Origin of the sequence: Shimia gijangensis (genome assembly GCF_900142085.1) — a bacterium.
Lineage (GTDB): Bacteria > Pseudomonadota > Alphaproteobacteria > Rhodobacterales > Rhodobacteraceae > Shimia > Shimia gijangensis.
Genome location: NZ_FQZQ01000007.1, coordinates 112,450 through 132,521, shown reverse-complemented (window position 1 = coordinate 132,521; position 20,072 = coordinate 112,450). Strand labels below are relative to the sequence as shown.

Here is a 20,072-nt window from a genome sequence, read left to right as displayed (position 1 = left end):
GCGAGATGAAGCAGGGGGTTGGCGAAAGAGCCGGGTCGTTGCTTTGGAGGGAGAGAGTATGACCCGATTTACAATTGCATCGTTCAACGTGAAGAACCTGATTGGAGCGGATCAGGAGTATTATCAGTTTCAGTCCTACACGCCGGAAGAATACGCGTGGAAAGAGGACTGGATGGCGCAGCAGATGTTCTCGATGGATGCCGATATCGTCGGATTTCAGGAGATTTTTGAGGAAAAGGCGCTGCGCGATGTGATCACTGAGACCGATCGCATTGGTCAGAAAAGCAACGACGATGTGTTGCCATCCAAGACCAAGAGCTATCGCAAAAAGGCGATATTTCGAAAGCTGGGCTATACGCCCTATGGCGATGCAGCCCTGGCCTTTGCCCCCAGCATCAATGATGGCCAGCCGGGCCAGCGGCGCCCCGGCTTGGCGATCTTGTCGCGCCAGGGTTTTGTCGGCGCGCCGGAAGTTATTCAACAGCTGGACACCCCCCTGCACATCCCATTTCGCGAACTGACCGGAGAGGATGCAGGGCATTACACAATCACTCGTCTGTCGCGCCCCCTTCAAAAAGTGCGCATCCCGGTCGGGGCGCATGTGGTCACGGTGTTCAACTGTCATCTAAAGTCGAAACTGGGTGAGTATTTGAAACCGGGAGGGGCTGAGTTTGCCCCGGAAGCGGACCTCACACGCTATGATCCGGTCGGTCGCGCAATGGGGGCCTTGCGGGCAGCGGTGCGGCGTATGGCCGAAGCCTGGGTGCTGCGCCGCGAGATTGTGGCCGAGTTGCAGCAGGGGCGTCCGGTGATGGTGCTCGGCGATTTCAATGACGGTGAACATGCGGTCAGTTCCGAGATTATCTCGGGTGAAGTGCCGTTTCGCAACTATGCGTGGATGCTGCGCCACAACGCGCGCGACTATAACGACCGCTACAAGAAGGAAGAAAGCACCGCGATCACCAAAGCGGTGCTGGATCATCGCCTGACCAGCGCAGAAAAGCTGTTTGTGCGCAAATCGTTACGCGACATGGTCTACACTTCGGCCTTTGGCGGCGTTTATGAAAGTTTGGACCAGATTTACCTGTCCCGGCATTTCCACCCGGATAACGAAGATCGCATTGGAGAGATGGAGTATTTCAGCGTGTTTAATGACCACCTGACCGATGGCAGCCACGCCGAGGCGCCTTATAACAAGCTGGCCAGCGACCATGGGCAGGTCATGGCCCGCATGAAGATCGGAGACTGACCCCATGAAGATGGCTGATCTGGGCGATGTGCGCCTGCATTACCGCGAGGATGGCGATCCGGATGGCGCGCCGATTGTATTTGCCAACTCACTGGGGACGGACCTGAGGCTTTGGGACAAGGTCGTGCCGTTGTTGCCCAAAGGGTTGCGCATTGTCCGCTATGACAAGCGAGGGCATGGGTTGTCGTCTTGCCCCAAGGGTCCTTATTCGATGGGAGCTTTGGTGCGCGATGTTGAACGGTTGATGGAATTGCTTGCGATCAAGGACGCCATGTTTGTCGGCTTGTCGATTGGTGGCATGATTGCTCAAGGTTTGGCCGTCAAGCGGCTGGATTTGGTGCGCGCCGCGGTTTTCTCAAACACAGGTGCCAAGATCGGCCAACCCGCCATGTGGCAGGATCGGATGGAGGCTGTAAAAGCCAGTGGCATTGAGGCATTGGCGGATGCCACGATGGAGCGGTGGTTTTCCAAGGATTTTCGCGCCACGCCCGAAGTGGATGTCTGGCGCAACATGATGACTCGCCAGCCGCAAGACGGCTATCTGGGGTGTTCGGCGGCGATATCAGGCACGGATTTCTATACGCCGACCAGTGGATTGCGATTGCCAGTGTTGGGCATCGCGGGATCAGAAGATGGCTCAACTCCGCCTGATCTGGTGCGCGAAACCGCCGATCTGGTACCGGGGTCGCAATTTGCACTGATCCGGCGGGTGGGGCATTTGCCTTGTGTGGAAAAGCCCGAAGAATACGCAGGCCTTTTGACGAAATTTCTGCGCGAGACCGGCCATGTCTGACATCCTGTTGGTGCATGGGTCTTGTCATGGGGCCTGGTGTTGGCGGGATTTGATCCCGGAGCTGGCGGCATTGGGGCATGATGTGCGGGGTATGGATATGCCCAGTCACGGGCAGGATGACACGCCGCTGTCAGAGGTCACGTTAGAGAGCTGTACGGCCTCGGTTGTAAATGCTTTGGCAAAAGACACCGTGGTGGTGGCCCATAGCTGGGGCGGTTTTCCGGCGACGCTGGCGGCTGACATCGCGCCAGAAAAACTCAACCGATTGATCTACCTCTGTGCATACGTTCCGCGCGACGGGCACTCGCTGGTTGATATGCGCAAGATGGCCCCCCGCCAGCCAATCCTGAAGGCCGTGGATCGCGCGGCGGACGGGACATCCTACAGGGTGCATGCGGACTATGCCGAAGAGGTGTTTTACGCCGATTGCCCGAAAAGCACGATCGACTATGCGATCGCAAATCTCAGCCCGCAGGCCACCCTGCCCCAGGCCACGCCTGCACATTTGGGTGCCGGGCATCTGGACGTCCCGCGCAGCTATATACGCACCCTTTATGACAACGCCATCCCGACCGAATTTCAGGCCGAGATGGTGGCCGGTTGGCCGCGTTCAGATGTCTATGAGATGGCCACCAGCCATTCACCGTTTTTTGCCGACCCCAAAGGGCTTGCGGCACTGATTGACCAGATAACCAAGGACTGACCATGGCCGGATCTGTATTTGATAGCCCGTTGTTTTCAAAGCTTTTCCCGGCGGGAGACGCCGGACGCCTGTTCACGGATGCCGCCGAAGTACGCGCCATGTTATTGGTGGAAGGCACGCTGGCCAAAGTGCAGGCCGAATTGGATGTGATCCCGCAAGACAGCGGGTTTTTCATCCACCGCGCGTCGCTGGAAATTCAGATTGACCCATCCGGTTTGGCGGATGCGACCGGACAAAACGGGGTCAATGTGCCGGGGCTGGTGGCAGCGTTTCGCAAGGCCATGGAGGCGCCAGAGCACGCGCAGTTCATCCATTGGGGTGCGACGTCACAGGATATTATCGACACAGGGCTGATGCTGCGGCTGCGCCAGTTATTGACGATATTGGAAACCGATCTGCGAACTGTTTTGACAGAATTGGCGCACTTGGCCGACACCCATGCAGAGACGCCGATGGTGGCGCGCACCTGGGGGCAATCTGCGACACTGACCAGTTTTGGGGCGCAAGCGGCGGAATGGGGCCATCCTTTGCTGTCTCTTCTGGAAGAATTGCCCACGTTGCGCGACGCCTGCCTGATGGTGTCCTTGTCCGGGGCATCCGGTACGGCATCAGCTCTGGGCCCCAAAGCGGGCGATATGCGCGCGGCGTTTGCCGAGGCGCTGAAGTTGGGCGATCCGGGGCGCAGTTGGCATACAGACCGCACAAACGTGTTGCGGATTTCAGACTGGCTGGTGCGGGTCAATGTGGCGCTTGGCAAATTGGGGGAAGACCTGATTGCGATGGCCATGTCCGGCATTTCAGAGATTGATCTTGGTGGGGCTGGATCGTCTTCGACCATGCCACAGAAACAGAACCCGGTGGTGCCATCGGCGCTTGTGTCACTGGCACATCAGGCGCGCGGGTTGAATGCGACCCTGCAAGGCGCAGCAATGCAAAAGCACCAGCGTGATGCGGCCGCCTGGTTCACCGAATGGCTGACCTTGCCGCAGATTTGTCTGGGCGCGGCATCAGCCCTGACCCAAGCGGCCAAACAGGTGGCTGTCCTGTCTCCTCGGGTGGATACCATGTTGCAAGCCGCGAAGGACCCTTTGCAATTGATCCATGCTGAAGCCCTGTCATTTGCGCTGACCCAATTGATGAGCCGCCCTGAGGCGCAGGCCGCAACCAAGGCCCTGTGTCAGGAGGCCAACGCAACCGGCACGGCATTAAGCGAATTGGTTGCACGGGAGTATCCAACACTGGACGCCTCGGCCCTGTTTGACCCAGCCCACCAAATGGGGCAGGCGCCCGAGGCTGCGCGGGTTTTTATGCAACGGCTTAAGAATCTGTAACCCGGTCGATTTTCAACACGCGTTGCGCCTGATAGCCCTTGGGTCTGGAATTTGGAGCGCGCCTGATGTCATCCCGTCTGCCACTGTTGGTTATCCTGTCGATCGCCATGATCGATGCGATGGGCATTGGCCTGATCCTGCCGGTGATGCCGAATCTGTTGCGCGAGGTGTCAGGCAGCAACCTTGCGGATGCGGCGATCTGGGGGGGCATTCTGACCACGGCGTTTGCGGTGATGCAGTTCCTGTTTGGCCCGATCATCGGCAATATCTCGGACCGGTTTGGGCGGCGTCCTGTGATGTTGGTCGCATTGGTGGTGATGGCGCTGGATTATCTGGTGATGGCGTTGGCGGATACGATGTGGCTGTTGCTGGTGGGGCGCATTGTGGGCGGCATCACGGCGGCGACCTTTGCCACCGTGATGGCCTATATGGCGGACGTCTCGAAAGGCGATGAAAAGGCCGCGCGCTTTGGCTATGCGCATGCGGCTTTTGGGATCGGGTTTGTGATCGGTCCGGCCTTTGGCGGGCTGCTGGCCGAATTTGGCACCCGCACGCCATTTTATGTCGCCGCAGTTCTGGCAGCAGCCACGGCGGTGGCGGGCTATTTCGTGTTGACCGAAAGCCTCAGCCCTGAGTTGCGCCGCCCGCTTCGCTGGGCGCGAGCCAACCCCTTTGGCGCGTTCCGTTCCATCGGGCGTTTGCCTGGCGTGTTTCTCTTGTTGGTGACCTATTTTTTCTACGAAGTGGCGATGATCGTCTATTCGGTGATCTGGCCCTATTTCGGCACCGAACTGTTTGACTGGTCACCGGGCATGATCGGCCTGTCTTTGGCGATTTACGGTAGCTTTTATGCCTTTGCTCAGGCGGTGCTGGTCAAGCCTGCCATCCGGATGTGGGGAGACCGGCGCACGGTGATGATCGGCCTTGTGGGCGAGATGGTGTTTTTGGTCTTTTTCGGATTTGCGACAAATGCGACATGGGTCTTGCTGATGATCCCAATAGTGGCCACGGCCAGCGTTGGCTTTCCGGCCTTGCAGGCCATTCTGTCGCGCCGCGTGGCGGATGATGCCCAGGGCGAACTACAGGGGGTTCTGGCAAGTCTGGTGTCACTGGCCACGGTGGTGACACCGCTGGTGATGACGCAGGTTTTTGCGATGTATTCCGGCCCCGCCGCCAAGATATACGCCCCCGGCGCACCGTTTTTGATGTCGGCGTTCGTCATGGTTCTGGCCATCGTGTTTTTCCTGCGCTCAAAACAACGCGCGTAAACCATTTGCGACGCAGCGTTGTCTCATTCTGCCTTGCACCGACTCAACTCACCGCGCAATCCTGTGACAATCGTTAGGGGAGACAGCAACGTGCAAACAATCAAAGCCGCGGTGTGCCATGAGTTCGGGCAACCATTCGTTATCGAAAACGTAAACCTGCGGGCACCCGATATGGGCGAAGTCGAAGTCTCTCTCGAGGCTGTCGCGATCTGCCACTCGGACATCACCTATGCTGAAGGTGGCTGGGGTGGGTCTTTGCCTGCCGTCTACGGCCACGAAGCCGCCGGTCTGGTGACGGGTGTCGGCGCCGGAGTGCAAGGCGTTGCAGAAGGCGACAAAGTGATTGTCACTCTGATCCGGGCTTGCGGGTCTTGCCCGTCGTGTTCAGGCGGCAAACCCACCGGGTGCGAAACGCCGTATGACGGCGACAAGGGGCCACTGACCACTGCCGATGGTGGTAAATTGCATCAGGCTATGGCCTGCGGGGCCTTTGCCGAAAAGGTGGTGGTGGATCAAAGCCAGGTGGTGAAGTTCACCGGCGACATCCCGATGGAAGCCGCCAGCCTGATCGCCTGTGGTGTCATCACAGGTGTCGGTGCCGTGGTGAATGCCGCTGGTCTACGGGCCGGTCAGGATGTGGTCGTGATTGGCACTGGCGGCGTTGGTCTGAACGCCATTCAAGGTGCGCGGATTGCAGGTGCCCGGCGCATCGTCGCGGTCGATGTCAGCGAAGAAAAGCTGGCCATTGCCAAGGAATTTGGCGCCACCGACGGCGTCCTGGCCACGGACAAGAAGCCCTGGATCAAAGCGATGCGCGCCATGGGGCGCGGCGCGGATGCTGTGATCGTCACGGTGGGTGCCATTCCGGCCTATAACGACGCGCCACGCTATCTGGCGGGTGGCGGCAAGGTGATCATGGTGGGCATGCCACATTCGGGGCAGACCTCAACCTATGAACCGGTGATCCTCGCGGCATTGGGTCAGGGCATGCAAGGGTCCAAGATGGGCGACGTGGTGATCAAGCGTGATATCCCGTGGATGGTGGATCTTTATGAACAAGGGCGTCTGAAACTGGATGAGTTGATCTCGGGGCGGTGGAAACTGGGCCAGATCAACGATGCGATTGCCGACACCAAGACCGGATCGGCCAAGCGCAATGTGATCCTGTTCAAGTAGGGGTCAGGTATCGGACAGACAAGCGACAAGCTGTTGCCATTGCCGGCGTGACACCCGCTCTTTGGCAGCCAGAAGCCAATAGGTTTCATGATGGGTCAGTACGTTTGTGCTGGCCCCTTTTAATGTCCCGCTTGTCAGGTCGGCTTCAACCAAGGGCAAAGACGCCAGCAAAACCCCCAACCCGGCGCGGGCCGCGGCCAGAGCCGAGGAGAACGTGTCAAATCGCAAATAGGGGACGGGGGTCGTGGATGTGCCAAATTGCTCGGACCATTGTCGCCAATCCGGGCGCGGGCCAGACACCGAAAGACGCGGCAGGTCCTGCCAATTCCCAGTGCTCAGCAATTGTGGTGTGGCAACCGGGCTTAGCCGTTCATCATAAAGCGGGATGCGATGCGTTTCGCTCCAATCCCCTGCCCCGTAACGGATGCGGATCGAGTCGTCTTTGGCTTCGCCGCTGGTGACAACCATTGTGCGCAGGCGAATGTCTGCCCCGGTTTCGGCCGCAAGTCGCGCCAGTCGCGGCACCAGCCACAACTCAGTGATCGAAGAACTGGCCGAGAGCGTAATGCGGTTTCGGGCCACCCCAAACAGTGCCTCAGTGCTGTCACGCAAACCTTCAAGGGAAAGCTGCACATGCGGCAGCCATGCTTCGCCCTCGGGAGTCAGGGTGATCTGCCGGGCCTGACGCAAAAACAGCCGTGTGCCAAGCCGGGCCTCAAGATGGCCAATACGCTGACTGATGGCCGATTGGGTGAGACCGGTTTCCCCCGCAGCCGCCGTAAAACTGCCCAGCCGCGCGGCGGCTTCAAAGGCCCGAATCCATTCAAGCGGCAACTGATCAAAGCTGGGTGTTTGCATTAGGCAATCTGACTCTAAGTTTCAAAAAGGATAATTTGTCATAATGGATTAACATGTGCACCTTAGTCCAGAAAACAGATTTATGGGATTTTTGGATCATGACACAGGTTTCACTCATCGATGGCGGTCGGATTTTGACATTGGACACGGCAGACGGTCCAAAACGGTTCCATGCGATCTGGCTGCGTGACAACGCGATTGACGGCGCCACGCGGGACCCTGTGAACGGGCAACGGTTGATCACGCTGGCGGACCTGTCGCTGGACGTCACGATCAGCGCCGCGTCGGTAAATGGCGATCATCTGACGTTGGAATTTGCGCCCGAGCAGCACAAGGCCAACTATGATCTGACATGGCTTGCAACACATGCCTATGACAACGCCCAGCCCCGTACCGCGGGGCAACTGGCCGAGGGCGTCGAGGCCTGGGACAACACACTCAATGCGGATGTGCCTGCGGGCGACTATGCGGCCCTGACACGCGATGACACGGCGCGGCGTAACTGGCTGGAAGCGATCCGGCGCTATGGCTTTGCCAAGGTCACGAACCTGCCCGTAGAGAACGGTAACCTTTACAAGATTGTCGATCTTTTTGGCTATGTGCGCGAAACCAATTATGGACGCCATTTTGAAGTGCGCACCGAGGTGAACCCTGTGAACCTTGCCTACACCGGCCTTGGTTTGCAGGCACACACCGACAACCCCTACCGCGACCCGGTGCCGTCTATTCAGGTACTGTCCTGTCTGGATAACTCGGCGGCGGGTGGTGAAAATATGGTGGTCGACGGCTATGCCTGTGCGCTACGGCTGAAAGCCGAAAACCCAGAAGGGTTTGACCTGCTCGCCAAATACACGGCGCGGTTTTCTTACTCTGGCAGCGCGGGTGTGAAGCTGCAATCGCGTCGCCCGATGATCGAACTGGACCCGGACGGAACCTTGCGCGCTGTACGCTTCAACTCCCGCTCAATCGCCCCACTCACGGACATCCCCTTTGACGAGATGACGGCGTATTATGCCGCCTATCGTCAACTCTCGGACATCATTGATGATGAGAGTATGGAGGTGATTTTCAAGCTTGAGCCCGGTGAAGCCTTTGTGGTGGACAACACCCGTGTCCTACACGCGCGCAAGGGGTATTCCGGCGAAGGCAGCCGCTGGTTGCAGGGGTGCTACGCGGACAAAGATGGCGTATTGTCGACGCTGGCAGCCTTGGAGGAAAGCGCGTGAGCAAACCGGATTTCAGTCAACTCAACAAGGACAATATTGTTGCTTTTCTGGGCGACATATTTGAACGACGTGGTGGTGAGGAATACCTGGGCGAACCGGTCACCATGGCCGAGCACATGCTGCAAGGCGCGACGATTGCCGAGCAGAACGGCATGCCCGAGGACATCATTGTGGGCGCATTACTGCACGATATCGGGCATTTTACGTCCGAATTTGGCACCTATGCCCCTACCGACACCGAAGACCGCCATCACGAGGATGCGGGCGCTGAGGTTCTGGCGCCGTTTTTCCCGTCGGTGATCACCGATTGCGTGCTGTACCATGTGGCGGCCAAGCGGTATCTCTGCGCCACGAAACCTGAGTACTTTAAACGCTTGTCGCCTGCCTCGGTACATACGCTGGAGCTACAGGGCGGGCCGATGGATGCCGAAGAAGTCGCGGCGTTTGAAGCCAACCCAAACCTCGAGAAGATCATTCAGGTGCGCTATCTGGATGAAGCTGGCAAACGCGACGACATGCAAACCCCGGATTTCGAATACTTTGCACCAATGGTGCAGCGGTTGGTGGATGAGAAGTGTGGGGGATGATGGTTAGGCGATTTTTTTGAGGAAAAGGCTGCTTTGCAGGACAAAGTTGAAGTCCGGACACGCCCCAAATGTATAACCTACTCTGATTTTTGAGCTGTTATGATGTAGCCGGATGTTGGGAAAACGGCCTCTCCGGATGGCGAGGAGTACTTCATTAGCTTTGCATCGGATTTTTCCAGCACTTCGCCGATTTTCTCTTCGCTAAGAAAAATATCGAAAAGAGGCAGCCAGCCTCGAAGTTCAGCTTCCACCATTGTCCGACTGCTGGGGAACTTTGCCTGCTCAACCTTCGTTTTGATCTCAATATTGTCAAATCCTGCTTGAGAAAATAACCCGGCGACCTGATCCGGATCACCCAAACAGAACGGCAGCCGTAAGGCATCAGCCGCTTCTGGTGATACATGTTCGTCCAATACCGCGACAATATCTCTATACGCCGGATTCTTGTCGATCGAGTGCCAGACCGCCACGGCCAGTTTGCCACCCGACTTGGCAACCCGGTACATTTCATAAGCGGCTTTAGGGTGATCTTGGAAGAACATCATGCCGAACTGAGAGACAACACAATCGAATGAGCCATTGTCAAAAGGCAATTTTTCGGCGCTGCCCAGAACCCAATCGATTTGGGGTTCGACCTCCCTTGCTGCCGCAATCATCCCCGGCGCCGGATCCAGACCGACGACCCGGCCAGACTTGCCTGTAGCCTCCAGTGCCGCTCGTGCGAGCACTCCCGAACCACAGGCAATATCAAGAACACTTGAGCCTTCTCTGACAGCAGCGCCGTCTACGAGGTGAGCCGGCCAAGGTGCAAATACCGCTGGAACGAAAAGAGCTTCATATCCACGACCTGCCTGAAGTTCTTCTTGAGTTGCTTCGCTTTTCATCAATTGTCTCCCTTCCACAAATCGTTCTAGACCCAGAGCATAGCACATACTGCGAAGTGGTTCTATTCGGGTTCAGAATGGTTCGCTTTGGGCTCGAAGCGGACGTTCCTCTCTTCAGCGGCGCCGCTGCATAATCCCCTACTGCCGTCCAATCAATGCCGCGTAAAAGTTGATCCCGGCCTGAATGTTCTCAATCGACAAACGCTCGTTCAATCCGTGAAACCGAACCAGATCATCGTTGGTGATTTTGAATGGGTTGATGCGATAGGCGGCATCGGCGGCTTTGGCATAGTGGCGCGCATCCGTGGCGGCGATGGTCAGGCCGGGCACGGTGGCAATGGGGCCAAAGGCTTCGCGGATAGACGCTTCGACATCAAGATAACCGGGGCCGCTGGAATCCGACACGGGCGACGCGGGCGAGGCAAACTCGCGGCTGATTGTCGAAGGTGACCGGTTCAGGCTTTGTGCGATTGATCGAAACGACTGCTGTGCGACAAGCCCACGGGAAATCTCCTCGCGTTCCGTCAGGCTCAAAGCCCATCGCGACCGCCTGCGTTGCGGTGGGCGGATCCCACCAAATTGCGCCAAATGAGGGAAGATCGAAGACGACGCGCGATTGAAGTGACGCCCAATCGAACTCAGTGATTCACCGCGTTGCCAGCGGTCCCACATCTCTGACTTCTGTTTGTCCGTATAAAACGTTCGCGTCCGGTACTTCATGATCAACACTCCATCTCTCCCAAAAGATTAAAGTGTTGCGTCGACCCGTTGAAACCGCCGGGACAAAGCGGTCAAAACCTTTCAAGCTTCACAATGGCATCCCTGACGCTTTCATCGCCTCAAGCCAACGGTTTAGCGCACCCGGTGCGGTCCACATGCCCGTCAGCACATCGCGCTCCCGCGACACAGTCCAGTTAGGGTTTTCGGTAACGTATTCCGCCATGGCTTTGGCCGCTTTGTCTAGATTGCCAAGGCAATGGTGAATTGCGGCAAGCGCTTTGTTCGCGGCCGTTGGTACCGAAGGGTCCGACAGAAATGTCTCACGCGCCTGCTCACATTCCCCAATCTGCCACTGGATTATGGCCTTGTCCCACGCCGTGTTGTGCCCGTAAAGCGGGTCGATGCGCTCGATTTCCGCTATCTCTGCCAAGGCTTCCTCGGTTTTTCCAATTCGGGACAGTGCCTGGGCCAGTGCATTCCGTGCAAAGAATGACGACGGGTTCAGATCGACCGCATGGCGAAACGCGACCGCTGCAGCTTCGACATCGCGATTCATCATCAGGGCCCGCCCCAAAGCGTGATAAGCAAGGAAGTTGTTTGGGTCGAGTTCTACACCCCGGCGCGCAAGTTCGTGCATCCGTTTGCGAATGGCGTCTTCATCTCCCTCAATCCAGCCATAGCGCAACCCAATCCGCAGAGACAACGCCTGCCCAAGGTAACCCCACGCAGAGTCAGGATAATCCTTTAGTGACTGTTCCTGCTCTTCTATATTCTTCAACAGGCTTTCCTGGGAAAAGTTTCGCATTATCCGGCTTTGCGCGGCATTCGCAATCAGCAAGGCGCTGACATCGCCTTTGGTCATCTGCGCCTCAGCCGTGTCAACAACCTTGGCCCCGACGGCATTGGCAATCTTCCGGCTGATCAAGCTGTTGGTCTTTAGCATTTCGCCCAAGGGAACATCGAACTCATCCGTCCAGACATGTGCCTGTGTCTCGGCGTCAATCAACTGAGCCGCCGTCCGCAATCGCTTGCCGTCAAATTGCTGGCTGCCTTCCAGAACAAAGTCTGCACCCAGCTGGTCGGCTACTTCGGAAATGCCTAGATCAGAATCGCGGAATTTAAAGCTGGAGCGGCGCGAGATAACGGTGAACTCTCCATACCGCGCCAATGACGTGATGATGCCATCGCTGACAGCGTCGTTCACAACGCCCTGATGAGGTTCGGCGCTGAAATCTTCAAACGGAAGAACAGCAATCACAGGTGCGGCTGCCGGGGCGGGCCGGAACTGGAGCGTCGCAAAGGCAACCCCAATTGCAAGAAGTGCTGCGGCCAATACCCAGCGCTTCACTCCGGGCCGCTTTGTCTCGGTTGGCAACCCACCGTCTGTAGACCGCGGATCGGTTATCAATGTTTCAGAGCGGTTATCGAGATCAATCTTATAGACATCCAACGGAGCGGGAATGTTTTTGACATGCTGCGGCCCCATCGCCGTGAAACTCAGATCAAGCTTGCCTTCCACGTGATCGAAAACGGTGTGCGAGACACAAATCCCACCGGGTTCTGCCAGTCCTTCGATCCGGGCAGCGACATTGACTCCGTCGCCGTAAATATCGTCCCCGTCAACGATAACGTCCCCCACGTTAATGCCGATCCGAAACCGGATACGATCTTCCTCTGGCTTGCCATCCTGTGATCGGGCAAGAGCGTGCTGCACATCCACCGCAAAGCTGACAGCATCAACCACGCTGGCAAACTCCACGAGACTCCCGTCTCCCATAAGTTTGATGGTGCGTCCGTGATGGCTTTCTATGCGGGGATTAATCTCTGACCGGCGGAGCTCTTTGAGCGCTGCCAGCGTGCCGCTCTCGTCGTCGTTCATGAGTTTTGAAAACCCCACCACGTCCGCCGAGAGGATTGTTGTTAGCTTGCGTTCCTGATGTTCATTTTCCACAGTCCATATCTCCACTGCGTAGAACTTACCTTAAAGGATGGCTGCGCGTCTAGAACGCGAGAGATTGCCGACGGAATGGGCTGGTCTGACACAAAAAGTGACGTCTGAAATGGGCTCGAAGCGGACGTTCCTCACTTCAGCGGCGCCGCGGCATAATCCCCTACTGCCGTCCAATCAATGCCGCGTAAAAGTTGATCCCGGCCTGAATGTTCTCAATCGACAAACGCTCATTCAATCCGTGAAACCGAACCAGATCATCGTTGGTGATTTTGAATGGGTTGATGCGATAGGCGGCATCGGCGGCTTTGGCATAGTGGCGCGCATCCGTGGCGGCGATGGTCAGGCCGGGCACGGTGGCAATGGGGCCAAAGGCTTCGCGGATAGACGCTTCGACATCAAGATAACCGGGGCCGCTGGAATCCGACACGGGCGACGCGGGCGAGGCAAACTCGCGGTTCACCACGATCTCAATCTTGTCGTCATCAATGGTGCGGCGGACGTGTTCGATAATATCATCGACCGAGTCACGCGGGTGCAGACGGAAATTGATCGTTGCTGTGGCCCGCATGGCCAAAACGTTTTCCTTAGGCGAGCCCGACAGCATGGTTGGCGCCGTTGTTGTCCGCAGCATCGCGTCCGTGGACGAAGCGCCCGACAGGATGCCCTCTAGCACCGGATCAAACAGCCAGCGGTTGGCAAAAATCGCGCGTTTATCCAGCGTAAAATGACGGCCAAGCGCATCAAAGAACTCGGCAGAGACACCCGTCAGCCCCCCGGGCACGGGGTTTTCCTGCAGGCGGTGCACCGCACGGGCCACTTGCCCAACGGCGGTTTCACGCGGCGGCATAGACGAATGCCCGCCCGCCCCGTTCGCCACAAGCGTCATGGTGACATAGCCCTTTTCCGACAGGTTGATGCTGGCCACAGGCACTTCTAATCCGGGGATAATCTTGTCGAGCACAAAGGACCCTTCGTCCAAGGCCCAGGCCAGCTGAACACCTTGTGAGGTCAGGTACTTGGCCACGGCGATGGCCCCTTCTCCGCCCACCTCTTCGTCGCCGCCAAAGGCGAAGTAGATTGTGCGTTCCGGGGTAAACCCATCTGCGATCAGTTGCTCAGCGGTGGCCATCAGCGTGATCAGCGCGCCCTTATTGTCCAGCGTGCCGCGTCCCCAGACATAGCCATCAGAGACCGTTCCCTCAAATGGCGGGTACACCCATTGATCGAGCGAAGACGGCGCCACAGGCACAACATCATAATGCGCCGCCAGCAACACCGGCTTCAGGTCCGCATTTTTTCCCTGCCATTTGTAAAGCGGTGTCATCTTATCTAGCTCAACCCGCTCCATGGTGGCATGAACGCCGGGATAAGTGGCCTTTAGAAAGTCCAGAAAAGCCGGAAAATCAGGGTGGGTCATATCCGTCGACACGGTCTTGAATCGCACGGCCTTGGCCATGTCCTGCACAACTTGATCTGTGTCGACCGCCAACTCAAAGGGGGGTGTTTCGGCAATCTCAGGAGGGGTGTAAAGGAATGTCTTTACGGCGATCACGGCGACCAGCCCCAAAACCAAAACCGCTATGGCCGCCAAAATACGCTTAAACATCGTGTTGCCCTCCCAAGGGATCATTAGGACCGAACCTGTCACTGACTTTGGCGAGAAACCCACCCATCTGTCACGGCTGACTTAACGTCAGATTTCGGTCTCACCACCCGTTCCCGACAAATCTTTGCCGCTTTCAGCCTTGCGCAGGGGGTCTGACCACGCCACCGTGAGGTACAAACGGAGAGAGATCATGCGCCTACAAGACCTCGACATCATCGTCACTGCGCCACCGGCCCCCGGATGGGGTGGGCGATACTGGATTTTTGTCAAAGTCACCTCGGACACCGGCATTGTTGGCTGGGGTGAATGCTATGCGTCTTCGGTCAGCCCCGAAGCCATGACCCATGTGATCCGCGATCTGTTTGAGCGCTATTTCTTTGGTGAAAACCCCGAAAACATCGAAAGGCTGTTCCGCCGGTCGTATTCATCCGGCTTTACACAACGGCCCGATCTGACCGTGATGGGCGCGTTTTCGGGTTTGGAAATGGCGTGTTGGGATATTGTTGGCAAAGATCGCGACCGCCCGATCTATGCGCTGATCGGTGGCAAGATGAACGACCGTCTGCGCGCCTATACCTATCTTTATCCACTGCCGCATCAGGACATCAACGCATTCTGGTCCTCGCCGGAAATGGCCGCCGAGGCGGCAACGGTTGCGGTGGACAAAGGTTATACGGCAGTGAAATTCGACCCCGCTGGCCCCTATACGATGCGCGGTGGCCATATGCCGTCGATGAATGACATCACCAAATCCGTGGCCTTTTGCAAAGCCATCCGTGAGGCCGTGGGCGACCGCGCCGATCTGTTGTTTGGCACGCATGGTCAATTCTCAACGGCAGGCGCGATACGCATGGGCACGGCGCTGGAGCCCTATTCGCCGTTGTGGTTCGAAGAGCCGACCCCGCCGGATAACTACGGCGAGATGGCCAAAGTCGCACGTGCGGTCACCACGCCAATTGCCACCGGAGAACGCCTGACCACCAAGGCCGAGTTTGCCGAGGTGCTGCGTCAGGGGGCGGCGACGATCCTGCAACCCGCACTGGGGCGCGCAGGTGGTATCTGGGAAATGAAAAAGGTCGCCGCGATTGCTGAGGTCTATAACGCCCAGATCGCACCGCATTTTTATGCCGGACCGATTGAGTGGGCTGCCAATATCCAACTGGGCGTGTCGATCCCGAATTGCCTGCTGGTCGAAAGCATCGAGACCGATTTCCACTATGGCCTGATCAAGCACAGCTTTAAGGTTGAGGATGGCTATATCGAGGCCCCGACCGAGGCGGGTCTGGGCATAGAGGTCGACGAAGACCTCGCCCGCGCACATCCTTTCACTGGCAAAGGACTGCATCTGGAAATGCAGGACGCGCCTTGTGATTATGCGGGGGGCAACAACTTTGTCGGCGGTGCGCCGCCTGTGACGGGAGAGTAGGTAAGTTTTTCGATGTGCATACGTCTGGATCAAGCCTAACGTTCACGTTCTTTTGACCATCGGATCGGCGCCAGTCACAGTAACCCAGAAACTCTGAAACAGCTTACCGGATTTTTGCGATTATGGTGTGGCTGTTTTGTTGGTGGGTTTCCACTTGGATTATCGACCCATCGTTGGAAAACGAGTTCATTAAATAGCATCTGAGATTATCATAATTCGTAACAAACACTAGATTTCGGTTTTCACCGTTGGCGCTAACCGTTTCATTTCGAAGGCGGAAATGGCTATTCAGAATGTAATCTAATGTCGCGTCATAGTTGCCACTGCTTTTGGCGTAAAACCTAGCGACGGCTTCACCGTCGCCATTCTCGTTAGCAGCAGTCAAACAGGACATTGCAGGGCCATTTAGGGAATATGGGACTAGTTACGATATGGACAAGCTCAAGAAACACAGCACCAAGCAGAAGGCTAGACTCTTTATCATTTTCTCCAAAACTAGTTCCAAAAAATCTCACTAATGAAAACCAAACAACAAGTGCTGAAGGCAAAATAATAGGGCTTCATTGGCTCATTGGATAGTCCTTTATCCGCTTGCAAGTAAGGGCAACTTGTTCAAAATACGATCATTGCGTTCCGCCTCTGAGGAAATGAACGCCCTGATCTCGCCATGTTCAAAATCCCGTGTTATATCAGAACAAAGACCTGAGGAACGCACCCGTGAACATGCAAAAAACCCCTGCCCCACCTTCTGAAATGGCGCGTAGCGCTGCGGCGGCGGCAGCCTATCTGAAAACACTTGCCCATGAAGGCCGGTTGATGATCCTGTGTCATCTGGGGTCGGGCGAAAAGTCAGTGGGCGAATTGGAAAGTCTGCTGGAAATCCGCCAGGCTGCGGTCAGCCAGATGCTGGCGCGCTTGCGTGAAGAGGGTTTGGTGTCAACGCGACGGGATGGCAAAACGATCTACTATAGCCTCGCTGACCAGAACACATCGGAAGTGATCGGCATGCTGTACCGCCTGTTCTGCGGCCCAACCGAGGATTAGGTTTTGGCCCCAGGCGGCCTGCCCCCTGTTTTTGAAAACTGGTTTGCCAGCCGTGGTTGGCAGGCACATCCGCATCAGCTGGACATGCTGACGCGCGCCGATGCACCCTGCCTGTTGCTGATTGCGCCGACCGGTGGCGGCAAAACCATGGCGGGCTTTTTACCCAGCCTTGTCGATTTGGCCGAGAAGGGTCATGACGGGTTGCACACCCTCTATATCTCGCCATTGAAGGCGCTGGCCGCCGATATAAAACGCAATTTGCGCACTCCGGTTGAAGAAATGGGCCTGTCGATCCGCATCGAGGATCGCACCGGAGACACCTCGCAAACCCGTAAAAAGGCCCAACGTGTTGATCCGCCACACATTCTGCTGACCACGCCGGAAAGCCTCGCGTTATTAACATCTTATGAGGATGCGCCGCGGATGTTTCGGGGGCTGAAGCGGGTGATTGTCGACGAAATTCATGCGCTGGCCGAAAGCAAACGCGGAGATCAGTTGATGTTGGCGCTGGCGCGATTGCAAACGCTTTGCCCGGACCTGCGTCGCGTCGGACTTTCGGCAACCGTGGACGACCCCAAGGCGATTGCAAACCTGCTGGCACGCCATCCCGACCCTTGCGATATTTTGCTCGCAGATCCGGGGCCGGATGCGGATATCTCTATGTTGGAAACCGAAGAGCCCCCGCCTTGGTCAGGCGGCGGCGCGGGTTATGCCATTCCTGCCGTGATGGATCAAATTCGCCAACACAACACCACGCTAATTTTCCACAACACCCGCGCGCAGGCCGAGATTTTCTTTCACAATCTGTGGCTTGCCAATGAAGACAGCCTGCCCATTGGCATCCATCACGGCAGTCTTGATCGCCAGCAACGCGAGCGGGTCGAGGCCGCGATGGTGCGGGGGGACTTGCGGGCAATTGTCTGCACGGGATCACTGGATCTTGGCATCGACTGGGGCGACGTGGATCTGGTGATCCAAGTGGGTGCACCGAAAAACGTAAAACGGCTGGTCCAGAGAATTGGGCGCGCCAATCACCGTTATAACGCGCCCTCCAAGGCGCTTTTGGTGCCGGCCAACCGGTTTGAAGTCATTGAGTGTGTGGCCGCGCTTCAGGCCGTGCGCGACCATGATCTGGATGGGGAAACCCATGGGCCCGGCCCCCGGGATGTCCTGTGTCAGCATATCCTGCTGGCCGCGGCCTCGGGCCCCTTTCGGGCCGATGATCTCTTTAAGGAAATGACCAGCGCCGGGGCCTTTGCAACGCTTCTGCGTGATCAATTCGATGCCTGCCTCGATTTCTGCGCCACGGGCGGTTATGCGCTGCGGGCCTATGACCGCTGGCAACGGCTGGTGCAAACACCAGAAGGTCTATGGCAGCTGCGTGATCCGCGCGCTGCGGCGCGCATCCGGATGAATGCGGGCACCATTCAGGACACTGATACGCTCAAAGTACGTCTGAAACGCGCCCGGGGTGGCAGACCGCTGGGGGAAGTGGAAGAAGGGTTTGCGGCCTCGTTGTCGCCGGGTGACACGTTTCTAATCGGCGGCAAGATCGTGCGCTATGAGGGGCTGCGCGAAATGACCGTTGAGGTCAGTCGCAACGCCAGTAAAAAGCCCAAAATCGCCACCTTTATGGGCACCAAATTTTCGACCTCAACCCAACTGTCGCAACGCATCCTGCGCCTGTTTCAACACCAAGACTGGCCCGAGTTGCCGCAACACACGGCCGATTGGCTTAACCTGCAACGCGACCTGTCCCGACTGCCGCAATCCGACAGGCTTTTGGTGGAAAGCTTTCCCCGCGACGGGCGGGAAAACCTTTGCATCTATGGGTTTGCCGGACGTAACGCGCAACAAACGCTAGGCCTGCTGTTAACCAAACGCATGGAAGATATGGGGCTGGCACCCATGGGATTTGTGGCCACCGACTATGCCACGTTGATCTGGGGACTGGATGCGGTCACCGATCCCAGCTCCCTGTTTGATGCAGACGTCTTGCGCGACGGTCTGGATGGCTGGCTTGCTGGGAATGCATTGATGAAACGCACGTTTCGCGGTGTCGCCACCATCGCGGGCCTGATTGAACGCAACACGCCTTCGGCCCGGAAAAACGGGCGGGAGGCCACATTTTCCAGCGACATCCTTTATGACACCTTGCTGAAATATGATCCCGATCATCTGATGATGCAGATCACCCGCGAAGAAGCGATGCGGGGTCTGGTGGATTTTGCTCGTATTGAAGAAATGCTGGCGCGCGTGGACGGGCGCATTGATCTGGTCGGTCTGGATCATGTCACTCCGCTTGCCGCCCCACTGTTTCTTGAAGTTGGCAAGGTGCGAATCGACGGCGATGCCGAGGAACGCCTGTTGGCCGAAGAAAGCGCGGACGTCATGCGAGAAGCCGGGCTGCAACCGTAACCTGGTTTGGTCGAAAAGACTTGGGGCGGCCACCTCCTGCTACCCCTTGCTCCTGCGCCCTATTTAGGTCACCAATAGCGTCATGAACGGAGTTCCCTTCACCCTTGCTGGTGCCCAGCTGATCGCCCTTGGTTCTGGCGCATTGTGGTGGGAGGACCGCAATATTCTATGCGTTTCCGATCTGCATCTGGGGAAAAGCGAACGCACTGCCCGCCGCGGCGGACCCAGCCTGCCCCCTTATGAAACACGCGATACGCTGACCAGATTGGAAAGTGATCTGCGCCTGACCAATGCAGGCACGATCATATGTCTGGGCGACAGTTTCGATGACCGGGCGGCGGCAGAAGCCTTGCCCGAACAGGACCGATTGTGGGTCTCACGCCTTCAGGCCGGTCGACGCTGGGTCTGGATCGAAGGCAACCATGATCCCGGCCCTATTGATCTTGGTGGCAGCCATCTGGCCGAACTTCCCTTGCCCCCTCTGAGCTTTCGCCATATTGCAAAGCCGGGGAAAAGCGGTGAAATTTCAGGCCACTATCATCCAAAGGTTCAGGTCCAAACACGATTGCGCACGATCTCACGTCCGGCGTTTTTGTTTGATTCTGACAGGGTGATCCTGCCTGCTTTTGGCACCTATACAGGCGGGTTGCGCAGCACCGATGAGGCTTTGACCAAACTGATGCGCCCAGAAGCCCGAGCCATTGTCACTGGCCAAACCCCGCGTCTTGTTGCAATGGCGCGCTAGATCAGACCGGCGTCTTCCAAAACCGGGCGATAGCCACGGCTCACCGGAACGCGGGTGCCATTGATCAACTTTAAAAACAGACGGGAT

The 20,072-nt window shown here is 57.2% G+C and carries 17 protein-coding genes and 1 pseudogene; 12 read left to right on the top strand and 6 right to left on the bottom strand.

The genetic code is table 11. The annotated features are described in order from the left end of the window. Positions 1-58: 58 nt before the first annotated feature. The 6 genes from BUC32_RS08235 to BUC32_RS08210 all read left to right on the top strand — a co-directional run bounded on the left by BUC32_RS08235 (position 59) and on the right by BUC32_RS08210 (position 6,520). Positions 59-1,249, top strand: coding sequence for an endonuclease/exonuclease/phosphatase family protein (locus BUC32_RS08235; RefSeq protein ID WP_073251500.1), 1,191 nt, complete (start codon positions 59-61; stop codon positions 1,247-1,249). 4 nt (positions 1,250-1,253) lie between these two features. Further along, positions 1,254-2,042: a 3-oxoadipate enol-lactonase gene (gene pcaD / locus BUC32_RS08230; protein WP_073251498.1), complete on the top strand. Its 789-nt coding sequence runs from the start codon at positions 1,254-1,256 to the stop codon at positions 2,040-2,042. Further along, entirely contained in the window at positions 2,035-2,745 is a 711-nt protein-coding gene (locus tag BUC32_RS08225; protein ID WP_073251496.1) for an alpha/beta fold hydrolase, read from the top strand. The genes pcaD and BUC32_RS08225 overlap by 8 nt, the downstream gene beginning before the upstream one ends. Positions 2,746-2,747: 2 nt before the next feature. Beyond that, a complete protein-coding gene (locus BUC32_RS08220; RefSeq protein ID WP_073251494.1) occupies positions 2,748-4,076 on the top strand; it encodes a lyase family protein in 1,329 nt (442 codons plus the stop codon). Between the two features lie 65 nt (positions 4,077-4,141). Beyond that, the gene (locus BUC32_RS08215) at positions 4,142-5,344 is read left to right on the top strand and encodes a TCR/Tet family MFS transporter (protein ID WP_073251596.1); all 1,203 of its coding nucleotides are present in this window, start codon (positions 4,142-4,144) and stop codon (positions 5,342-5,344) included. Positions 5,345-5,434: 90 nt separating this feature from the next. After that, positions 5,435-6,520, top strand: coding sequence for a Zn-dependent alcohol dehydrogenase (locus tag BUC32_RS08210; protein WP_073251492.1), 1,086 nt, complete (start codon positions 5,435-5,437; stop codon positions 6,518-6,520). Positions 6,521-6,523: 3 nt separating this feature from the next. Here BUC32_RS08210 and BUC32_RS08205 read toward each other — a convergent pair whose 3' ends face one another. Next, on the bottom strand, positions 6,524-7,378 hold the full coding sequence (locus BUC32_RS08205) for a LysR family transcriptional regulator (protein WP_073251490.1): 855 nt from the start codon (positions 7,376-7,378) through the stop codon (positions 6,524-6,526). 98 nt (positions 7,379-7,476) lie between these two features. Here BUC32_RS08205 and tmpA point away from each other — a divergent pair, with 98 nt between their 5' ends. Both tmpA and tmpB read left to right on the top strand, forming a co-directional pair. After that, positions 7,477-8,604, top strand: coding sequence for a 2-trimethylaminoethylphosphonate dioxygenase (gene tmpA / locus BUC32_RS08200; protein WP_073251594.1), 1,128 nt, complete (start codon positions 7,477-7,479; stop codon positions 8,602-8,604). Then, positions 8,601-9,191 carry a (R)-1-hydroxy-2-trimethylaminoethylphosphonate oxygenase gene (gene tmpB / locus BUC32_RS08195; protein ID WP_073251488.1) on the top strand — a complete coding sequence of 197 codons (591 nt, stop codon included), beginning with the start codon at positions 8,601-8,603 and terminating at the stop codon, positions 9,189-9,191. The genes tmpA and tmpB overlap by 4 nt, the downstream gene beginning before the upstream one ends. Before the next feature lie 77 nt (positions 9,192-9,268). Here tmpB and BUC32_RS08190 read toward each other — a convergent pair whose 3' ends face one another. From BUC32_RS08190 to BUC32_RS08175, 5 genes and pseudogenes are all read right to left on the bottom strand, one after another. Then, entirely contained in the window at positions 9,269-10,075 is an 807-nt protein-coding gene (locus BUC32_RS08190) for a class I SAM-dependent methyltransferase (RefSeq protein WP_073251486.1), read from the bottom strand. 138 nt (positions 10,076-10,213) lie between these two features. After that, positions 10,214-10,513 carry a M20/M25/M40 family metallo-hydrolase gene (locus BUC32_RS20655; protein ID WP_281248969.1) on the bottom strand — a complete coding sequence of 100 codons (300 nt, stop codon included), beginning with the start codon at positions 10,511-10,513 and terminating at the stop codon, positions 10,214-10,216. Beyond that, positions 10,502-10,795 (bottom strand): annotated as a pseudogene (locus BUC32_RS20650) (helix-turn-helix domain-containing protein); the annotation flags it as partial. The gene BUC32_RS20655 and the pseudogene BUC32_RS20650, both read right to left, overlap by 12 nt. Positions 10,796-10,883: 88 nt before the next feature. Further along, positions 10,884-12,746 (bottom strand): adenylate/guanylate cyclase domain-containing protein, encoded by a 1,863-nt coding sequence (locus tag BUC32_RS08180; protein ID WP_073251484.1) that lies wholly within the window; start codon positions 12,744-12,746, stop codon positions 10,884-10,886. 160 nt (positions 12,747-12,906) lie between these two features. Beyond that, entirely contained in the window at positions 12,907-14,352 is a 1,446-nt protein-coding gene (locus BUC32_RS08175) for a M20 family peptidase (protein WP_073251592.1), read from the bottom strand. 190 nt (positions 14,353-14,542) lie between these two features. Here BUC32_RS08175 and BUC32_RS08170 point away from each other — a divergent pair, with 190 nt between their 5' ends. The 4 genes from BUC32_RS08170 (at position 14,543) to pdeM (ending at position 19,985) form a co-directional block, all read left to right on the top strand. Beyond that, complete coding sequence (locus BUC32_RS08170; protein ID WP_073251482.1) at positions 14,543-15,778, top strand: mandelate racemase/muconate lactonizing enzyme family protein; 1,236 nt, start codon at positions 14,543-14,545, stop codon at positions 15,776-15,778. Positions 15,779-16,501: 723 nt separating this feature from the next. Then, the gene (locus BUC32_RS08160; RefSeq protein ID WP_073251475.1) at positions 16,502-16,822 is read left to right on the top strand and encodes an ArsR/SmtB family transcription factor; all 321 of its coding nucleotides are present in this window, start codon (positions 16,502-16,504) and stop codon (positions 16,820-16,822) included. Positions 16,823-16,825: 3 nt separating this feature from the next. Next, on the top strand, positions 16,826-19,240 hold the full coding sequence (locus BUC32_RS08155) for a ligase-associated DNA damage response DEXH box helicase (RefSeq protein WP_245815153.1): 2,415 nt from the start codon (positions 16,826-16,828) through the stop codon (positions 19,238-19,240). Between the two features lie 82 nt (positions 19,241-19,322). Then, positions 19,323-19,985 carry a ligase-associated DNA damage response endonuclease PdeM gene (pdeM, locus tag BUC32_RS08150; RefSeq protein ID WP_073251473.1) on the top strand — a complete coding sequence of 221 codons (663 nt, stop codon included), beginning with the start codon at positions 19,323-19,325 and terminating at the stop codon, positions 19,983-19,985. Positions 19,986-20,072 lie beyond the last annotated feature (87 nt).